The sequence below is a fragment of the Desulfoplanes sp. genome (assembly GCF_054921335.1).
This window is the reverse complement of the sequence record NZ_JBUDSQ010000002.1, coordinates 22,824-40,519: the sequence shown is the minus strand read 5'-3', so window position 1 is coordinate 40,519 and position 17,696 is coordinate 22,824. Positions and strand designations below refer to the sequence as shown.

18 protein-coding genes and 1 tRNA gene are annotated in these 17,696 nt (G+C 57.7%); 14 read left to right on the top strand and 5 right to left on the bottom strand.

All coding sequences use genetic code 11. From position 1 onward, the window contains the following. Positions 1–146: 146 nt before the first annotated feature. The 3 genes from gatB (at position 147) to ACY692_RS00880 (ending at position 3,589) form a co-directional block, all read left to right on the top strand. On the top strand, positions 147–1,577 hold the full coding sequence (gene gatB, locus ACY692_RS00890; protein WP_462323443.1) for an Asp-tRNA(Asn)/Glu-tRNA(Gln) amidotransferase subunit GatB: 1,431 nt from the start codon (positions 147–149) through the stop codon (positions 1,575–1,577). Positions 1,578–1,710: 133 nt separating this feature from the next. Further along, the gene (gene mtnA, locus ACY692_RS00885) at positions 1,711–2,757 is read left to right on the top strand and encodes an S-methyl-5-thioribose-1-phosphate isomerase (protein WP_462323442.1); all 1,047 of its coding nucleotides are present in this window, start codon (positions 1,711–1,713) and stop codon (positions 2,755–2,757) included. 58 nt (positions 2,758–2,815) lie between these two features. Beyond that, positions 2,816–3,589, top strand: a complete 774-nt coding sequence (locus tag ACY692_RS00880; protein WP_462323441.1) for a rhomboid family intramembrane serine protease — start codon at positions 2,816–2,818, stop codon at positions 3,587–3,589. 266 nt (positions 3,590–3,855) lie between these two features. On the opposite strand, the gene ACY692_RS00875 is transcribed toward ACY692_RS00880, so the two are convergent. Continuing rightward, positions 3,856–4,392, bottom strand: a complete 537-nt coding sequence (locus ACY692_RS00875; protein WP_462323440.1) for a Spy/CpxP family protein refolding chaperone — start codon at positions 4,390–4,392, stop codon at positions 3,856–3,858. Positions 4,393–4,655: 263 nt separating this feature from the next. Between ACY692_RS00875 and ACY692_RS00870 the strand changes: the two genes are divergently transcribed. Together ACY692_RS00870 and ACY692_RS00865 are read left to right on the top strand one after the other, a co-directional pair. Beyond that, positions 4,656–6,446, top strand: coding sequence for an ATP-binding protein (locus ACY692_RS00870; RefSeq protein WP_462323439.1), 1,791 nt, complete (start codon positions 4,656–4,658; stop codon positions 6,444–6,446). Positions 6,447–6,611: 165 nt separating this feature from the next. Then, positions 6,612–7,964 carry a sigma-54-dependent transcriptional regulator gene (locus ACY692_RS00865; RefSeq protein ID WP_462323438.1) on the top strand — a complete coding sequence of 451 codons (1,353 nt, stop codon included), beginning with the start codon at positions 6,612–6,614 and terminating at the stop codon, positions 7,962–7,964. 142 nt (positions 7,965–8,106) lie between these two features. On the opposite strand, the gene ACY692_RS00860 is transcribed toward ACY692_RS00865, so the two are convergent. From ACY692_RS00860 to ACY692_RS00850, 3 genes are all read right to left on the bottom strand, one after another. Beyond that, positions 8,107–8,182: transfer RNA gene (locus ACY692_RS00860), tRNA-Asn, on the bottom strand. A 90-nt stretch (positions 8,183–8,272) separates the two neighbouring features. Then, the gene (locus ACY692_RS00855; protein WP_462323437.1) at positions 8,273–10,681 is read right to left on the bottom strand and encodes a tetratricopeptide repeat-containing diguanylate cyclase; all 2,409 of its coding nucleotides are present in this window, start codon (positions 10,679–10,681) and stop codon (positions 8,273–8,275) included. Positions 10,682–10,950: 269 nt separating this feature from the next. Further along, positions 10,951–11,169 (bottom strand): hypothetical protein, encoded by a 219-nt coding sequence (locus ACY692_RS00850; RefSeq protein WP_462323436.1) that lies wholly within the window; start codon positions 11,167–11,169, stop codon positions 10,951–10,953. On the opposite strand from ACY692_RS00850, the gene ACY692_RS00845 reads away from it, so the two are divergent. The 6 genes from ACY692_RS00845 (at position 11,170) to rpmA (ending at position 14,141) form a co-directional block, all read left to right on the top strand. After that, the gene (locus ACY692_RS00845) at positions 11,170–11,805 is read left to right on the top strand and encodes an MBL fold metallo-hydrolase (RefSeq protein ID WP_462323435.1); all 636 of its coding nucleotides are present in this window, start codon (positions 11,170–11,172) and stop codon (positions 11,803–11,805) included. It abuts the gene before it with no gap. A 74-nt stretch (positions 11,806–11,879) separates the two neighbouring features. Beyond that, positions 11,880–12,065 carry a hypothetical protein gene (locus ACY692_RS00840; RefSeq protein WP_462323434.1) on the top strand — a complete coding sequence of 62 codons (186 nt, stop codon included), beginning with the start codon at positions 11,880–11,882 and terminating at the stop codon, positions 12,063–12,065. After that, positions 12,052–12,684, top strand: coding sequence for a flavodoxin family protein (locus ACY692_RS00835; RefSeq protein ID WP_462323433.1), 633 nt, complete (start codon positions 12,052–12,054; stop codon positions 12,682–12,684). Before ACY692_RS00840 ends, ACY692_RS00835 begins: the two co-directional genes overlap by 14 nt. Next, positions 12,671–13,429 carry a phosphoribosyltransferase family protein gene (locus tag ACY692_RS00830; RefSeq protein WP_462323432.1) on the top strand — a complete coding sequence of 253 codons (759 nt, stop codon included), beginning with the start codon at positions 12,671–12,673 and terminating at the stop codon, positions 13,427–13,429. Before ACY692_RS00835 ends, ACY692_RS00830 begins: the two co-directional genes overlap by 14 nt. A 118-nt stretch (positions 13,430–13,547) precedes the next feature. Beyond that, positions 13,548–13,859 (top strand): 50S ribosomal protein L21, encoded by a 312-nt coding sequence (gene rplU / locus ACY692_RS00825; RefSeq protein ID WP_462323431.1) that lies wholly within the window; start codon positions 13,548–13,550, stop codon positions 13,857–13,859. Positions 13,860–13,871: 12 nt separating this feature from the next. Further along, the gene (rpmA, locus tag ACY692_RS00820) at positions 13,872–14,141 is read left to right on the top strand and encodes a 50S ribosomal protein L27 (protein WP_462323430.1); all 270 of its coding nucleotides are present in this window, start codon (positions 13,872–13,874) and stop codon (positions 14,139–14,141) included. A gap of 67 nt (positions 14,142–14,208) precedes the next feature. On the opposite strand, the gene ACY692_RS00815 is transcribed toward rpmA, so the two are convergent. Continuing rightward, a complete protein-coding gene (locus ACY692_RS00815) occupies positions 14,209–14,361 on the bottom strand; it encodes a hypothetical protein (RefSeq protein ID WP_462323429.1) in 153 nt (50 codons plus the stop codon). A 136-nt stretch (positions 14,362–14,497) separates the two neighbouring features. Between ACY692_RS00815 and obgE the strand changes: the two genes are divergently transcribed. From obgE to thiD, 3 genes are all read left to right on the top strand, one after another. Then, positions 14,498–15,511 carry a GTPase ObgE gene (gene obgE / locus ACY692_RS00810; protein ID WP_462323428.1) on the top strand — a complete coding sequence of 338 codons (1,014 nt, stop codon included), beginning with the start codon at positions 14,498–14,500 and terminating at the stop codon, positions 15,509–15,511. Positions 15,512–15,516: 5 nt separating this feature from the next. Further along, a complete protein-coding gene (proB, locus tag ACY692_RS00805) occupies positions 15,517–16,689 on the top strand; it encodes a glutamate 5-kinase (RefSeq protein ID WP_462323427.1) in 1,173 nt (390 codons plus the stop codon). Between the two features lie 160 nt (positions 16,690–16,849). Beyond that, positions 16,850–17,677: a bifunctional hydroxymethylpyrimidine kinase/phosphomethylpyrimidine kinase gene (gene thiD / locus ACY692_RS00800; RefSeq protein ID WP_462323426.1), complete on the top strand. Its 828-nt coding sequence runs from the start codon at positions 16,850–16,852 to the stop codon at positions 17,675–17,677. Positions 17,678–17,696 lie beyond the last annotated feature (19 nt).

The window sequence follows — 17,696 nt, the reverse complement described above, 5'->3', positions numbered from 1 at the left end:
AGAGGGGCTTGTTGTTGGTCGCAGTAAGAACGGTACGCGGCTGACATGGTCCCGTGTGCCGGGTGATCCGTTAAACCATTTTTCTTGGACAGCCGGTTCGCCGGTTGTCATTTTTTTGCTACGCCAATGTCTCCAAGGAGAAGAGAATGAGCGCTTACGAGACCGTCATCGGGCTGGAGGTCCATGCCCAGTTGAAGACCAAATCCAAGATATGGTGTTCCTGTTCCACGCAGTTCGGGGCGGAACCCAACGCCAACACCTGCCCGGTATGCACCGGAATGCCGGGAACCCTGCCCGTGTTGAACAAGCGTGCCGTTAAATACGCAGTAAAGATGTCCTTGGCCGTGGATTGTACCATCAATAAAAGATCGGTCTTTGCCCGCAAGAATTATTTCTATCCCGATCTGCCCATGGGATACCAGATTTCCCAATTCGAGCTCCCCGTGGCCGAGCACGGCCATGTGGTTATCTCTGCCCCCAAGGGGGAGAAGACCGTCGGTATCACCCGCATCCACATGGAAAACGATGCCGGCAAGAATATCCATTCGGACACGGAGAACGTCAGTTTTGTCGATCTGAACCGCGCCGGGGTTCCCTTGATCGAGATCGTCAGCGAACCGGACATGCGCAGCCCCGAGGAGGCAGTGGCCTATCTCAAGGCATTGCGGGCCATCCTTGTCTATCTGGAGATCTGTGACGGAAACATGGAAGAGGGGAGTTTCCGCTGCGACGCCAATGTATCGCTCCGGCCCGTGGGTCAGAAGGAACTCGGAACCCGCACAGAACTCAAAAACATGAATTCGTTCCGGAACGTGGAACGGGCCCTGAATTATGAAATCGAACGGCAGCGGGACATTCTCGATGATGGAGAAGAAGTCGTCCAGCAGACCCGCCTTTTTGATACGGCCAAGGGCGTGACCAGATCCATGCGTGGCAAGGAAGAAGCCAATGATTATAGGTATTTTCCTGATCCTGATCTGGTCCCTTTGGTGTTCGAGGACGCCCAGCTCGAAATCTGGCGCACGGAATTGCCCGAGCTGCCCAGGGCCAAGAAAGAACGGTTCATGGAAGAATATGCCCTGCCCGGGTACGATGCCGAAACCCTGACCGCGGACAAGAGACTGGCCGAATATTTCGAGACGGCGGTCAAGGCATACAACCGGCCCAAAAAAATCAGCAATTGGATGATGACCGAGATGCTCAAGGAGCTCAACGATGCCGGTCAGGACATTGGTGATTGCGCCGTCGCGCCCGGCCATTTGGCCAAACTGGTCAAACTTATCGATGATGGACTCATAAGCGGCAAGATCGCCAAAAAGGTCTTTGGGGCCCTTTTTGGAGAGGGGGGTGACCCGGAAGAATATGTCAAAGCCCAGGGCATGGCCCAGATTTCCGACAGCGCGGCCATTGAAGGGTATGTGGATGAGGTCATTGCCGAAAACCCCGACGGAGTGGCCCGGTTCAAGGGCGGAGAAAAGAAACTGACCGGCTTTTTTGTCGGGCAGGTGATGAAGAAATCCAAGGGTAAGGCCAACCCCAAGCTGGTCAACCAGCTTCTGGCCAAGAAAATCGGGTGAGTTGTTTCTCCCGCCAAGGCGCAGGGACGCAGAGAGAGGTATTTTTTTGTGTTCATCCCTGTGGGGGGCATCCAATCACCCCCGTAACCACCAATCATTCTTCGGGCGACCCGCCATCGAAAAAGGAACATCCATGCAAGACCATATCCGTTTTTCTCCTGAAAAAGACGCACTCATCCTTCTGGACCAGCGCTACCTGCCGACCAGGGAGGATGATTTTGTCTGCACCACGGTCAAGGATATCATCGACGCCCTGCAGACCATGGTCGTCAGGGGCGCGCCCGCCATCGGCGTGACAGCGGCCTTTGGGTGCTATCTGGCAACCCGGGAGGTGGATGCGAATGATCCAGGCTGGGCAGACGCGGTGGAGAAAAAGCTGGATGAACTCGCCCTTGCCCGTCCCACAGCGGTCAATCTGAAATGGGCGGTCAACCGGATGCGAGCCGCCTGGAAGGACAATGCTTCTCTTGTACGTCTCGAGGAACTCGCTGATTTCTGGCTCTCCCTTGCCCGGGAGATTCAGGCCGAGGACATTGCCATGTGCAGGGCCATCGGACGGTTCGGCGGGGAACTGCTGGGCGACGGGGACACGGTGATGACCCATTGCAACGCCGGCGCCCTGGCAACCGCCGGATACGGCACAGCCCTGGGTGTCATCAGGGGGGCGGTGGACATGGGCAAACAGATCGAGGTCATTGCCAACGAGACCCGGCCCTTTTTTCAGGGCGCCCGGCTGACCGCCTATGAACTGCACAAGGACAATATCCCGGTGCGGGTGGCCTGCGACAACGCCTGTTCCCTGCTCATGGGGCGCAACGTGGTGGACAAGGTGGTCGTGGGCGCGGACCGGATCGCGGCCAACGGTGACGTGGCCAACAAGATAGGCACATCCGGGGTCGCCATTTTGGCCAAACACTATGGGGTCCCCTTTTACGTGGCCGCCCCCTCGTCGACGTTTGATCCCGATATGCCGGATGGCAGCGGGATTCCGGTTGAGGACAGAACGCCAAGAGAGGTCACCCATGTGGGCGATGTCCAGATCACTCCCGACGGGGTGGGGGTATTCAATTTCGCCTTTGACATCACCCCGAATGAACTCATCGCCGGGATCGTTACGGAAAAGGGGGTCGTATATCCCCCGTTTCGTGAGAATATCGCTTCTATGATTTTTGGGAAATAGGGATGAAGGGATGAAGGGGTGAGCCTCCCTTTCTCTGTTTCTTCCCCGGAGGCAGTCCATGTTCCCACTCAAAGACAACACCCCCAATGTGCACAAGCCGGTCATGGTGACCACCATCGTGGTCATCAATGTGGCGGTGTTTCTCGTTGGCCTTCTATTCTCCCCCCAGGGCAAGGCGTATATCTTTCATGTCTTCGGGGTGGTCCCGCTCCGACTGACCGATCCTATGTGGGCAACGGCCCACGGGTATCCGGGGGGGATTCTCGTTTCCCTGTTCTCGCACATGTTTCTGCACAGCTCATGGATGCACATCATCGGGAACATGTGGACCCTGTGGATCTTTGGGGACAATATCGAAGATGTGATGGGCCCCCTGAAATTCTTGATCTTTTATCTGTGCTGCGGGTTTGCCGCCCTGGCGACCCACCTGGTGTTCAATTCCGCCTCACCCATTCCGGTCGTTGGGGCCTCTGGGGCCATCGCCGGGGTCATGGGCGCGTATCTCATCCTCTATCCCCATGCCAAGGTGGTCACGTTGGTCCCCATTTTTTTCTTCCCCTGGTTCATCGACCTACCTGCCGTGCTTTTTTTGGGTATCTGGTTCCTGCTGCAGTTCTTCAATGGGGCCGCCTCTGCCGCCGGGACCGGAGGCGTTGCCTGGTGGGCCCATGTGGGCGGATTCGTGGCCGGGATTTTTCTCTTGCGGTTCTTTGAGGACAAGACCCGTTGTCGGGATTGTTATCTCTCGGGCAAACGCACGACCCCTTTCTGGCAGGTTCCCCCGAGTAAACAGCCAGCAGATGACGATCCCTGGAAACACCTCCGGTCCTGAAGAAAACGGATTGGACCTTCCCGTTCAATAATTCCGGTAATCTCCTGCAGGCCCTTTCCGCGGTTTTTGGGGCGTGTCTGTACCGGACTGGCGGGCTCCAGGCCCTGGGGATGACGCGGCCCGGTACTGTTGTTTTGGAAAAGGCCACGTGGGGGTCGAGAGGGGGGGGACGGCGATTTTATGCCCACAAAATACACAGACGGCCCGGAAGAGGTTTCTTCCGGGCCGTCCGTGTATGGGCAGGTTTGGGGGGGGGGCAGGGTTTGTTACTGGGCGTTGGGGCAGCCGGGACCTGATCCGTCCATCATGCGCCGGCCGTGATCCTTTTGGCCCTTGTTGCCGCGCATCCCCTTGCCCTGTCGGGGGTGGTGGAATCCGCCCCTGCCGAGCTTGAGGCCGATTTCCTTTTCAAGGCGGTTCCGAAGGGTTTCATGCTCGGTGCGCATCTGGGTGTGCAGGGCGCCGATTTCCTTGACCAGGGCCTTGATTTCGGCAGGCTGGGTGTTGGGATTGGGGGAAAGGGCCCCAAGCTCCATCCGTTTCTCCCACATGGCTTCGCGGATCGGGGCCATCGTGCCACGGAATTCGTTCATGATCGTTCGGTAGGCTTCCTGCTTTTCCGGGGTCAGCTGGGCGATCTGATGAGCCTTGTAGCCCTGCCCCCGATTACAGCCCCCAGACCCAATGCAGTCGCCGGAGCCGTTGCCGAATCCTCCCTGTCTGCCGGGACCGGCGGATCCGAGAGATGCCATGCTTACCAGGGCCACCATTGCCAGAGTGATGATCGTTACCTTCTTTTTCATGCCAGTCCTCCTTTGCGGATTGGTTTTTGCTAGTTGTGGTCTGGATAAAGCAATGGCAATGCCAAGTTTGGAATTTATTTTTAACTTGTTGATATAAAAAGGATAAAAAGCGGCATCTTCTTGCCTGGATTTTAGAGTTGGCCACAGCGAGAATCTGGTGTATAAAAATTGATCATGCTTGGAACCCCGGGTGTATAAAAATCGAACGACTGTTCACATTCTACCCACCGGGCATCTTCAGTCGACTACGGGGGACACTATATATGTTTGTAAAGAAAAGGGACAGTGACTTGCCAAGGATCTTTTCTCCCTGGGTGGTGATCGGGGCCTCGTTGATCCTATTTGTGATCATCGCCGTACTTACGGTCATGAACATCAACCGGCAACGCGCTGCCACGACCAAGGTTCTGGTGGAAAAGGGGCAGGTGCTCATTCGGGCGTTGGAAGCGGGGTCACGGATCGGGATGCGGGGCCGGTTCGCTCAGGGCATTCGTTTGAGCCATCTGCTCGAGGAAACGGCCAAGCTTCCGGGGGTGGAGTTCATTGTGGTCACGGACGCAAAGGGCGGGATCATTGCGAGTAATGATTTTGACAGAATCGGGGGGACGTTCAGCCCCTGGCTTAAGGGCAGGGGGCGTGTTCCCCTGGGACATCCCCGGTGGTTCATGGACAAGGCAGAGGACAAAAACTCCCAGTTTGTCGTGTACAGCGAATTCAAGCCCCTGATGAAGCATCGGTTCAGGGAACACGCCCAAAAAATGCGGGAGCGGTTCTTGGATTTTTGTCCGGTCCAACCCCCGCCAGGTGATATGCATAAACCGCTTGTTCCTCCGGAAAAGTTGTTCATCTATCTCGGTCTGGAGGCGAAAACCCTTGAAGATGCCCAGAAAAACGATCTCGCCCATTCCATCGTCATGTCCTGTATCGTCCTGTTTGTGGGCCTTGCGGGATTCGTATCTCTTTTCTGGGCCCAGAATCTGCGTGTATCCCAGAGACTTTTGAGCGATTCAAGGGCCTTTGCCTCGGAGGTGGTTGCCAACCTTCCCGAAGGGTTGATTCTTGTGGGACCTGGTGGAGAGGTTTCCTTCAGGAACGGATCCGCCATAGCGCTGTGCGCTTGCCGGGAGGACGGTAAAAAGGAGGGCTCGGTGCCTCCGGAGATGCCTGACGAAATCCGTCCCGTCATCGAGCAATTGGAGACGGCACGGGTGGTCACCGAACAGGAAATCGTGTGCAAACCCGACGGTGACCGGGAAATCCCCCTGGGGGTGAGCGGTGCCAGGATCACCACCGAAGACGGCCGTTTTCTCGGCAAGATCGTCATCCTGCGTGATCTGCGCGAGGTCAGGCGGCTGCAGCAGGAGGTCAAGCGCAAGGAAAAGCTGGCTGCCATTGGCAGTCTTGCTGCCGGTGTTGCCCATGAGATCCGCAATCCTTTGAGCTCCATCAAGGGGTTCGCCACCCTGTTTAGGACCCGGTTTGAGCCGGAAAGCGACGAATACGGTGCCGCAGAGATCATGGTCCACGAGGTGGACCGGCTGAACCGGGTCGTCACCGAGCTCATCGAGTACGCCCGGCCCTCACGGATCGCTGTCCGGAAAACGGATCTTCAGGAAATGATCGCCCACTCCCTCTCCCTCATCAGGCACGATGTGCACACGGCCGGTGTGCGGGTGGAGACGGATATTCCCGACAATCTCTCAGAGGTGGTGCTCGATCCGGACAAAATGCAGCAATGTCTTTTGAACATGTATCTCAATGCCGTACAGGCCATGCCCGAAGGCGGGACGTTGCGTGTTGAGGGCTTCCGGACTGCTGACGAACGTTTCGGACTGCGCATACGTGATACCGGCAAGGGTATCCCGGCGAATGATCTGTCCAAGATATTTGATCCCTACTACACGACCAAGAATCAGGGAACCGGTTTGGGGCTTGCCATGGTGTTGAAGATCGTTGAGGCGCATGGGGGAGAAATCGATGTTGTCTCGGGAGAGGGGGAGGGGACGGTGTTTACCCTTCTTTTCCCGGAGAAGGAGGAAGGTCGTGGGGATTGAAGGAGGCGTGGCAGGGGCGGTTTTACGTTTTAGGTTTTTTGGAGGCGGGGAGCCGGAAGACTCTGGACTGGAGACAGCCTCTCCAGGGAACGCCTCATGTCGAGCTGAACAGCTATGTAGGATTTTATCTCTTTTGGACAAACAAACCCATTGTGGAAATACACCATGAATCCGACCATTTTGATCGTTGATGATGATTCCGCCCACCTCACCATGCTGCGCGCCATGCTCAAGGGGTGGGGGTATGATGTGGATGAGGCCGATGACGGGAGGGGGGCTATCGACAAGGTAACCGGCCGTCCTTATGACGGGGTGCTCATGGATGTGCGGATGGCCCATGTGGGAGGGATCGAGGCCTTGAAGGAGATCATGAAATACAATCCGGCCATTCCCGTACTCATCATGACCGCGTATTCCTCCGTTGAGACCGCGGTGGAGGCCCTCAAGTCCGGGGCCTACGACTATCTGACCAAACCACTTGATTTCGACGAGCTGAAACTCACCTTGGAACGGGCCATGGATCATACCCGCCTGGCTTCCGAAAACAGGGAACTGCGCAGGATGCTCCCGGACAAGGGAACGGGCATCGTGGGATCGAGCGGTCCCGTGAAGGAACTTCTTGAAACCATTGCCACTGTGGCTCCAAGCGAGGCAACCATCCTCATCGGGGGGGAGAGCGGTACCGGCAAGGAGCTTGTGGCCCGGGCCATCCATCAGAACAGCCGCAGAAAGGCCACCCCCCTGGTCACGGTCAATTGCGCGGCCTTGACCGAATCTCTGCTTGAATCGGAACTCTTTGGCCATGAACGGGGTGCGTTCACCGGTGCTGATAAGCGCCGTGATGGACGGTTTGTCCAGGCCCACAAGGGAACCCTCTTTCTGGACGAGATCGGAGAGGTGGCTTCCGGGGTTCAGGCCAAGCTGCTGCGTGCGCTGCAGGAAGGGGAGATCCAGAGGGTGGGCAGCGACAAGCCCGTCATGGTCGATGTCCGGGTCATTGCGGCCACGAACCGGGATCTTCTTGAGGACGTTAGAGCCAGGCGGTTCAGAGAAGATCTCTATTACCGCCTCAATGTCATATCCCTGAGCGTGCCTGCACTGCGTGAGCGTCCCGGAGACATCCCCCTGCTGGCCCAGTTTTTTCTGGAAAAGTTCATGGAGAAGAACCGCAAACATATCCGTGGATTCGCACCCGGAATCATGGACCAGATGGTCAAGTACGATTGGCCGGGCAATGTCAGAGAATTGGAGAACGCGGTGGAGCGGGCCGTGATCATGAATGCGGGTGAGTTTATCACCGAGAGGGACATGCCGCTTTTGTCTGCGGGCACATCGACAGACCAGGGAGACCAATCGGAAAGCGGGGTCGATCTGGCCGGGCGGTCCCTTGAAGAGGTCGAACGCCAGGCCATCACGGCCACCCTCGAGGCAACCGGAGGGAATAAGAGCGAGGCCGCCAGGCAGCTCGGGATCACCCGGGCAACCTTGCACAATAAGATGAAGAAATATGGGACATGAAGAAGGGACACCGGCACTGTTCTGAACCGCGGCGACAACACCCCTCCTTTGAACCCGAAGAGTTCAAAAAAAGTCTTTTTCTGCGTCGTTGCGCGAGAACAAAAAAAGCCCCCATGCATAGTTGCATGGGGGCTTATTCGTCTGGCTCCCCGGGACGGACTTGAACCGCCAACCTAGTGGTTAACAGCCACTCGCTCTGCCGATTGAGCCACCGGGGAACATGCTGGAACAACGCCCAGTGCGAATGCTTCTATGGAAACCGAAAAAAGAAGTCAATCGTTTTTTATGAAAAGTTGCGTATCCCGGCATCATCGTCCCGACCGGCTGCGCAGATGTGCGGTCCTGGCCTCGGCTGTTTTGCCGCGGGTTTCCAGGGCGCGGGCTACCTCGATCCACAGGGACGGGATGTCCGGCCGCAGGTGCACGCTCTGTCTGGCCAGGTTTTCGGCGATTTCCGGGTCCTCGCCCCTGTCCAGATAGAGCTTGGCCAGCATGTTCAGAGCAAAGGCGTCGTTGGGGTCGAAAACCAGTGCCTGATGCAGGAATTCCCGGGCCTTGTCCCGCTCTTCTCTGTCCAGGGACAGTTTGGCAAGATGGCGGGCGGCCATGCCCTTGCCCTGTTCGGTGTTGCCCGCTTGCTGGTAACGTTCTTCAGCCTTTTGCAGGTCTCCGTCCTGTTCAGCCAAACGTCCCAATCGGATCAGACTGTAGACATGGGTGGGGTCAATGGCCAGGCACTCAGTAAAGGCCTGGTGGGCCGATTGGGGGTCATCGGTCCTGAAGCAGGCACAACCGTAATTGTACAGGGGCATGAGGTCTTTGTCCCCCTGTTCGACCACCGTCTGGAAATGGTTCTTGGCTTCTTCCATCCGCCCAAGTCTTGCATAGCATATTCCCAGGGAGTTGCGTGCGAGCAGATTGTCCGGGTCGATCACCAGGGCTCGCTGGTATTCTTCCAGGGCCGCGTAGAAATCCCCCTTGGTGAACATTCGGTCCGCGCTGATGGTCAGTGAAATGGAGTCGAACAGGACCGCTCCCGGTCCGGAGAGCAACAGGGCATGCTCCAGGGCCTTGCGGGTGTTGTCCAGTATCTCTGATTTGGAGTAATTGAAAAAAGGATACCCGGCCATGCCGATACGTAGGTCGATTCCGGTTTTTTCTCCGTACTCGGTGGACAGTTGGTCTCCCCGTGCCAGGGCGGTTTTCGGGTCGGGATCCGAAAAAAAGCAGATCAGGGTGTTGGCACTGTAGCGGCCGACCAAACTTTGGTCGGGGAATGTTTCGCGGATGGTTGTGTGCAGGTTTTCGAAGTGTTGGACAGATCCGCAATCCCTTCTGCCCGATGGAGTGTCCGTGGGGGCCATGCGGCAAAGGGCGAGTGCAAAACGTGGAGAGGACGTGCGCATCCGGGTCCAGGCCAGAATGAATTCCCTGAGACCGAGGACGGATCCTTTGTCGTGTTCTTCCTGTTCTTCTCCGGAGGGTTCGCTGGAAAGGGCCGAGGGCTCCTGGTGTTCGGCCAGTGAAAGCCTGTCCCCGGGACAGGGAGACCATGACGGATCGTTCAAGAACAGGATCTCTCCCACGCTGGTCTGGTCCCTGACTTCCTGGACGAGGATCTCTCCCTTGTACATATCCGGATAGGGTATGCCCTGATCGATTGTGGGTGATTGGTCCCCCCCCCTTCCCGGCCAGATGAGAAACTGTGTTCCTTCGGTGAGGTCGAGATTTCTCCCCGCGCTGATCAGGACCCGATGCAGAGGAAGGGTCTCGAGAATTGTCGCTCCCTGTTTGAGGATATCCTTGTACGAAAAGACCGCATCCCCGCCCGTGGTTTTGGCCGAGAGGGCCGCCTTGTGGGTTTTTTCGAGGATGATCCTGGCCTGTTCCTCGGGGGAACGCCTGAATTGGTTCCCGAGCATGTCTGCCGGGTAGTTGGCGTAGCCCGCACTGGCGGTCAGGGTGATCGGCTCCCTGGCGATGGGGGTTTCCACGGGAAGAGCGGCGATGGATTCGGTCAGTTTGCGGGCCAGATCAGAACATCTGGTCGGTGTTCCCTGTGGCCAGAACACGATAAAGGCCGCGCCCGCGGTCCGGCAGACATGTGCCTGGCTGGGGCAATGGGCCTTGATGGTTGTGCCGGCGTCGACCATGAGGGAATCCCCGAAGCAATGCCCGAACCGGGAGTTGATCCGGGTGAACCGGTCCATGTCCAGGTGGATGAGGCCGAAGCAGCTCCGGTATTCCGTGTCGGCTGTGGAATCGGGACCCGGCAGAATGGACGAGAGAACATCGGCGATCTCGGTTTCCAGAAGGGTCTGGAGGAAAAAATGGTTGTGTAGGCCGGTCAACGGATCGGTAATGGCCGCCTGGTAGAGAGAAACTGTTTCCAGAGCCATGGAGGCGATATTCGGGAGGGTCGTTAAAATCGGGCCCAACGTTTGTTCGTCAATACCGCCGGCCACGAAAATGCCCAGGAGCTTGTCCCCCGACTGTAGGGGGATGTGCACCCGGTCGTCCTCCATGAATGCCCGTAGATCCGTGCCCTCGTCCTGGGGGAGCATGGAGCCCGGAATGGACGTGGGAAAACGGAGCGCATGGGTCCTGAAGGCGAAACATTGCTTGAAGCATGCTGCAAGCTGGGGTTCGTATACGATGAGATCTTTTCCGGTCAGGGAAGATCGATCCCGTGGGAAGGAAATGGAGGGAAGATGCATGATAGAGAAGGGCGGATTATAGATGACAGAGGACTCGACACCGGGACTGAACTCGGGGGTCCGCGGTCGGTGTCAGGACCCGACAAGACCACATACGTCATCCACGGACTTGACCCGGGATTTCCCAGCTCTTGAGCTCTCTTTGCGGCCTTGCGCGTTGTATGGACATCAAGATCCCGGCCTGCGCCGGGATGAGGGGAATCGCGGAAAATTTCGGTTCGAAAAGTGGCAAGTGTTTTTCAGGCCTCGACGGAAAACCGGGAATCGGGTCAGACAGAGAACTCCCGGAGCCATGCGGCAACCAGACTGCCGTTTCTGCCCCAGGGGAGGGGGTTTGTCCAGTCCTGGCGGTTTTTCGGGCGGTTGTGGGGGCGGTCCTTCCCCCCTTTTCTCCCGGCCGGATATCGGGTAGGGATACTGATTGTCGTCTGGAGCCCGATGATGGGTGACAGATCTTTGTACCCATGTTCCAATTTCTGTGAGGTCATGTGCTCTACGTAAAAGTTTTTCAGCTGGGTCCTTTGGAGACCAATTGCTATCTTGTGTACAACGATGCCAAGCGGGCCCTGGTTATTGATCCCGGGGGGGATCCCGCCGGAGTGCTCGCTTTTATGGACGTGCAGGGTCTCGAACTGACACGCATTCTGAATACGCATCTCCATTTCGACCATATCGGGGGCAATGCCGCGCTTGCGGATGCCACAGGTGCCGAGATATTTGCCGGAGAGCCGGACGGGCATCTGCTGGAAAGCGAGCTCGGCGGCGGAGGATTTATGGGGTTTCCCAGAACACCGTCTTTTTCGTTCACCCCGCTGGTCCCGGGAAAACACACCTTTCTGGGTGGAACCTGTCATGTCTTGGCCACGCCGGGGCACAGCCCGGGCAGCCTCTCTTTCTATTTTCCCTCCCTGGGTGCGGTCTTTTGCGGCGACCTCATTTTTTATAGGTCCGTGGGCAGGACGGATTTCCCCGGGGGGGATGAACGTGTGCTCAAGGACTCGGCCTATTCCAAAATACTCGTTCTTCCCCAGGAGACGGTTATCTATCCGGGCCACGGGCCGGAAACCGATGTGCGCGACGCCCAAAAGAACAATCCATTTTTTACAGATTTTCAAATGACATAGAGAAATACGGGGGTACCATGTCCAGAAAGATTGTCCTGGATTTTCGCGATAAGTGCTGAGGGATCGGTCAGGAGGTGGGTCTGTACCTCCAGTTCAATCAGGGCCAGGCCGTGGAGGTCCTGGTACAGGAAAAGGCTGTTTCACAGCTGCGTAACGTACTGTCCCGTCTTGGGGATTGGGGGATGCACACCCTTGATGAGGGGGGGTATATTCGGGCCCGGTTTTTTAAGGAAGAGGACTGTACGGATGGATGCGTCTAAAAAACGATCCGATGCGGCCATAACGGGACCGCCGGTCATTTTTGCCTGCAGCCCCCGGCCCGGGGGGAATTCGGATACGCTCGCTCGTGTTTTTGCCGCCGGTATCGAGGAGGCTGGAGGGGCCGGCAGGACCGTGTACCTGCGGGACCGGACCATTCTGCCCTGTGAGGGATGTTCGGCCTGTGACCCCTCAGGGAGATGCATTTTTGCAGAGCGGGATGATGCTGAGAGCTTGTTCGCCGATTTGCTCACTGCGCCCTTTGTCATGTTTGCGGCACCCATTTATTTTTATCATCTCCCGGCCCTGTTCAAGGGATTTATCGACCGGTCCCAGAGTTATTATGTCCGTTCCAAAAACGGGGAACCATCCATGACGACACTCCCAGCGCGCCGTGCCTATATTGCCCTGTGCGCCGGACGTCCCCGGGGGGAAAGGCTGTTCGAGGGGAGTTTGTTGACCCTGAAATATTTTTTGGATGTGTTCCGGTTTTCCGCGCACGATCCTGTTCTGCTACGTTCCATGGACGGCCCCGAGGATTTTGGTGGGGACAGGGACGCCGTGAGCCGGGTGCGCTCCCTTGGCCGGGCCGCTTGGAAACAGACGCATGGAGATCGCTGAAAAGAAGATGGGGGGATTTTGGGAGCGTTTGCAGGACGTTTGCCGACGCATCGCTCTGGCAGCGGGCCGCAGGTGCCTGATCTGTGGACGGCGGGTCATGGAGCGCGATCCCGTCTTTCCGGAGCTGTGTCCGGCCTGCCTGGCGGAGATCCGGCCCAGAACCGGGGGATATTGCCCGTCATGCGGGGTCTGTTATGTATCGGACAGGGACGACGTCTATCTGTGCGCGGAGTGCAGACGTTCCCCAAGACCTTGGTCTTCTTTAGGATTTTTTAGTTTATATGCAGGGTTGGCCAGGACGGTGGTTACGGATTTCAAGTTCAATGGACGATTGCCGTTGGTCACCCTCCTTGGAAAGATGCTCGAGCAGGGATTCCTTATACATGGTATGGAACCCGCTGACGTGGTCGTTCCTGTTCCCCTGCACCCCCATCGGCTGCAAGCCCGCGGATTCAATCAAAGCCTGGAGATGGCCCGAAGGCTCGTCCCGGACCTCGCGCCGGTAGTGGATGCACGGTCCCTTGTCCGGGTCCGCAACACCAGGGCCCAGCGGGGACTGGACAAGAAGGCCCGGCGCAGCAATCTCCAGGACGCCTTTGTCGTCAGGGGCCAGAGATTCAAAGGAAAACGCGTTCTGCTTGTGGACGATGTTATGACCACGGGATCGACGATCACGGCCTGTGCCCGGACCCTGCGAGCGGGCGGGGCCGAGAGGGTGGATGTCCTGGTGGTCGCTCGGGCATAGGCCCGAACCGTGGAAAGCAGGGGCGCGATTGGGTTTGCAATTGGCACGAAAAAGTCCTTGACGGGGAGCGGAAAAAAGGACTAGTACCCACGTTTCATTCTTTGGAGGTAACGAAAAAATGTTCGCTATAGTTGAGACAGGTGGAAAACAGTTTCGAGTACAAGAGGGACTCACCGTCAAGGTAGCCAAGCTGGATGCCGAGGCCGGTTCCGAGCTCTCTTTGGATAAGGTATTGATGGCCGGTGAAGGCGAAGATCTCAAGGTTGGCACTCCGTATGTCGATGGTGCCAAGGTGACCTGTGAAGTGGTTGACCACGGCAGGGACAAGAAGATCATCGTTTTCAAGAAGAAACGGCGTAAGGATTACAGAAAAAAACAGGGCCATCGTCAGGATTTTACAACTCTCAAAGTGACGGCGATCCAGGCCTAGGAGGGCGGCACCATGGCACATAAGAAAGCAGGCGGTAGCTCCCGTAACGGTCGCGATAGTGCCGGTCAGAGACGGGGCGTCAAAAAGTTTGGCGGACAGCAGGTTCTGGCAGGCAATATTCTGGTCCGTCAGCTGGGAACCAAGGTTCACCCAGGCAAGAACGTCGGCATGGGCAAGGATTACACCTTGTTCGCTCTGTGTGACGGTGAGGTTGAGTACGAAAAGTACCGTCGCAAGAAAAAGGTCAAGAACAGGGTGCATATCGTGCCCGCATCGGCCTAGCATTCAATTTTCGTCGATTGTTCCGAGACCGCTCCGAGGGCTTTCCCTTTGAGCGGTCTTTTTTGGTTCATGGATGTTCGTGTAGGGGCAGACCTGTGTGTCTGCCCAGATGCATATCATCCAGACGGAGAACCTTGTTCTCGCTGCGGTGGACAGCCCCTACGGGGGTGTCAGCGATGTATTGCTGCCCCGTGTTGTCCAGGGATTGCTTGTTTTCCATCACCTTCCGGGGCGTGGGAAAACGGGTAGCTCGAATGGTCCCTACGGCGTTGGGCTGTTGCGAGCATTGTTTCTTCGAGGGTTGGGACTATTGCAGTGACTGTAATGGTAATGGGATATTATAGGATTGAAATACCATGAGATTTGTGGATGAAGCCGAAATTCTCGTTCGCTCGGGAAAAGGCGGTGCAGGATGTGTGTCCTTCCGTCGGGAAAAGTATATTCCCAAGGGCGGTCCGGACGGTGGCGACGGGGGCAAGGGCGGTGACGTGATCTTCCGGGGTCGGGAAAAACTGCTCAGCCTGTACGATTTTCGGCATAAGCGGGTTTACGGGGCGGAGAACGGTCGTCCCGGTCAGGGGCGGATGTGTTACGGACGGGCCGGTCAGGATATGGTCGTGGACGTGCCCGCGGGAACCCTGATCTATCGACTGGAGGAGGACGGCGGGGAAACCCTGATCGCCGATCTGGTGGACGAGGGCCAGGAAGTGGTCCTGGTGGAAGGGGGCCGCGGCGGCAAGGGAAATACCCATTTCAAGTCCTCGACCATGCGGGCCCCCCGCTTTGCCCAGCCCGGCGAGCCGGCCCAAGAGATACGCATTCGACTCGAGCTCAAGTTTTTGGCCGACGTGGGATTGCTCGGACTGCCCAATGCCGGAAAATCGACTTTTATCTCAACCATTTCTGCGGCCCGTCCCAAAGTGGCTCCCTATCCCTTCACCACCTTGAACCCCAATCTCGGGGTCGTGGTGGGTGACGACGGGCGGCGCTTGGTCGTGGCCGATATTCCCGGCCTGATCCAGGGGGCCCATGCCGGACAGGGACTTGGGCATACTTTTTTAAAGCATGTGGAACGGTCCCGGTTTCTGGTCCATATTTTGAGCGCCGAAGATATTTCTATGGAAGATCCCTGGGCCGGGTTCGATCTGATCGACGAAGAGCTCGCCCAGTACAAGACGTCATTGCGGACCAAAAAGCAGCTGCTCGTGATCAATAAGATCGATCTGCTGAGCGAAGAGCATCTCCTGGCCCTCAAAGAGGCCGCAAGGGATGCGGGCAGGGATGTTTTTTTCATTGCCGCCCTGTATGAGAAGGGGGTGGATGCCCTGTTGGCCGCCATGTGGCGGGAATTGGAAACCATGGAAGGGTAGCGGATATGGGGCTGTCAGAACGATCCGGGGGAATGAGTGACTGCCGGAAGGCGCGCCGGGATGTCCTGGCCCATGCTCGGCGGGTGGTGGTCAAGGTGGGCAGTGCGGTTTTGACCGGCAAGAACGGCCTCGATCTTCGGGTGGTCAACAGGTTGGCCGATCAGATGGCCGCTTTGCACGACCGGGGCATCGATCTCGTTCTGGTCTCCTCGGGAGCAGTGGCCGCAGGGTGCCGGGTCATGGGGTCCTGTCATGTGCGCCGGGATTTGGCCTACAAGCAGGCCACCTCGGCCATCGGCCAGAGTCGGCTCATGCACTTCTATGACGAGGCCTTTGCCCGGTACGATGCCGTGACCGCCCAGGTTCTGCTCACCCGGGCCGATCTCCGGGACAGGGAGCGGTTCCTCAATGCCCGCAATACCCTGTCCATGCTCCTGGGGTGGCGGGTCGTTCCCATTATCAATGAGAACGATACCGTGGCTGTTCAGGAACTCAAGTTCGGGGACAACGACGCCCTGGCCGCCCTCATCCTCAATGCGGTGGAGGCGGACCTGCTCATCAACCTGACCTCGGCCGACGGGGTGTTCACGGACAACCCGCTGGAGAATCCCGAGGCTTCGTTTCTCCCCTATATAGAGGATATCGCCTCCATGCCCTTGGAAGAGATCTGCCGGGGCAAGACCGGGAGCGGAACCGGCGGGATGTACAGCAAACTCCTTTCGGCCCGGCGCGCGGCCCAGCTCGGAGTGCCGACCTTGATCCTTTCGGGCAAAACCCGTTTCGGGCTGGAAAAGGTCTTTGCCGGCGAGGAACTGGGGACCTGGGTGGTGCCCGAGGACCGGTGTATCTCCCGCAAGAAATTTTGGATGGCCTACAACCTTGATCCTGCAGGAACCATCATTATCGATCCCGGAGCCGTGCGTGCCCTGACGGACCATGGTAAAAGCCTGCTTCCCGCAGGCATAAGCGGGGTCCACGGTGATTTTGGAATGGGTGACATGGTCCGGATAGAGGATCCTTCCGGGCATTCCATCGGGGTCGGAGTGACCAACTACACGGCCGAAGAGCTCACACGCATCAAGGGACGGAACTCCTCGGAGATCGAGGCCATTCTCGGGCATGCGTCGTATCCCGAGACGATACATAGGGATAATATGTTGCTTGATGCGGCGATATGATGTTGAAATTCTAGAGATTGTGGTGTTGCTCAATTTTTGGCCCGTACCACACACAGTGTGTCGGGGCGATCCACGGATCGCCCCGACGTAGGCAATGATGCTGTGCCATTGCTTTGGTGGTATTATCTTATATCCTATATCGTTGTCCCAGGAGATTCCCATGCCCCACCCACCCCCGATCTATACCCCCCCCTGCGTCCTGACCATCGCCGGGTCTGATTCCGGTGGCGGGGCAGGTATCCAGGCGGATCTGAAAACCATGACCGTACTTGGGACCTATGGGCTTTCAGTGGTCACCGCCCTGACCGCCCAAAACACCACCGGGGTGTACGGGATCGAGCCCGCTTCTCCGGGATTCGTGGCCCAACAGCTCGCTGTGGTGCTCGATGATTTTCCCATCAAGGCGGCCAAGACGGGGATGCTTTTTTCGGCCCCGATCATCGAGGCTCTTGCCCCGGTGCTTGCGGCCGTGGATTTCCCCCTGGTGGTTGATCCCGTCTGCGTGAGCCAGAGTGGGCATACCCTGCTCGAAGAAGACGCCATCGGCGCCCTGAAGAAGCACATCCTCCCCCTGTCCGGCCTGCTCACCCCCAATCGTCCCGAGGCCGAGACCCTGACCGGTATGTCTATCTCCTCTCCCGAAGATATTGCCGAGGCCACCAAAAGACTTCTGGATATGGGCGCGGGCGCGGTCCTGCTCAAGGGGGGGCATTTTCAGGGAGATGTCATGGTGGACTGGTTGGGCATGCCCGGCGCTCCGTTGGTGCCTCTCGAGCACAGGAAGACCGACACCCACAACGCCCATGGAACCGGATGCACTCTTTCCGCAGCCATTGCCGCGTATCTCGGACGGGGGTACGGTCTTCCCCGGGCGGTCAGACTGGCGCAGAAATATCTGGTTTCGGCCCTGGAAGCGGGATTCGACCTGGGCAAGGGGGATGGCCCCACCAACCATCTGGCCCCGTTCGCGTCACATTTCACATATTGACACCTTCCGGGTCCATGCT

Coding starts and splice junctions, on each gene's coding strand:
- gatB (WP_462323443.1), top strand. CDS start 147: ATGAGCGCTTACGAGACCGTCATCGGGCTGGAGGTCCATGCCCAGTTG.
- mtnA (WP_462323442.1), top strand. CDS start 1,711: ATGCAAGACCATATCCGTTTTTCTCCTGAAAAAGACGCACTCATCCTT.
- ACY692_RS00880 (WP_462323441.1), top strand. CDS start 2,816: ATGTTCCCACTCAAAGACAACACCCCCAATGTGCACAAGCCGGTCATG.
- ACY692_RS00875 (WP_462323440.1), bottom strand. CDS start 4,392: ATGAAAAAGAAGGTAACGATCATCACTCTGGCAATGGTGGCCCTGGTA.
- ACY692_RS00870 (WP_462323439.1), top strand. CDS start 4,656: ATGTTTGTAAAGAAAAGGGACAGTGACTTGCCAAGGATCTTTTCTCCC.
- ACY692_RS00865 (WP_462323438.1), top strand. CDS start 6,612: ATGAATCCGACCATTTTGATCGTTGATGATGATTCCGCCCACCTCACC.
- ACY692_RS00855 (WP_462323437.1), bottom strand. CDS start 10,681: ATGCATCTTCCCTCCATTTCCTTCCCACGGGATCGATCTTCCCTGACC.
- ACY692_RS00850 (WP_462323436.1), bottom strand. CDS start 11,169: ATGACCTCACAGAAATTGGAACATGGGTACAAAGATCTGTCACCCATC.
- ACY692_RS00835 (WP_462323433.1), top strand. CDS start 12,052: ATGGATGCGTCTAAAAAACGATCCGATGCGGCCATAACGGGACCGCCG.
- ACY692_RS00830 (WP_462323432.1), top strand. CDS start 12,671: ATGGAGATCGCTGAAAAGAAGATGGGGGGATTTTGGGAGCGTTTGCAG.
- rplU (WP_462323431.1), top strand. CDS start 13,548: ATGTTCGCTATAGTTGAGACAGGTGGAAAACAGTTTCGAGTACAAGAG.
- rpmA (WP_462323430.1), top strand. CDS start 13,872: ATGGCACATAAGAAAGCAGGCGGTAGCTCCCGTAACGGTCGCGATAGT.
- ACY692_RS00815 (WP_462323429.1), bottom strand. CDS start 14,361: ATGGAAAACAAGCAATCCCTGGACAACACGGGGCAGCAATACATCGCT.
- obgE (WP_462323428.1), top strand. CDS start 14,498: ATGAGATTTGTGGATGAAGCCGAAATTCTCGTTCGCTCGGGAAAAGGC.
- proB (WP_462323427.1), top strand. CDS start 15,517: ATGGGGCTGTCAGAACGATCCGGGGGAATGAGTGACTGCCGGAAGGCG.
- thiD (WP_462323426.1), top strand. CDS start 16,850: ATGCCCCACCCACCCCCGATCTATACCCCCCCCTGCGTCCTGACCATC.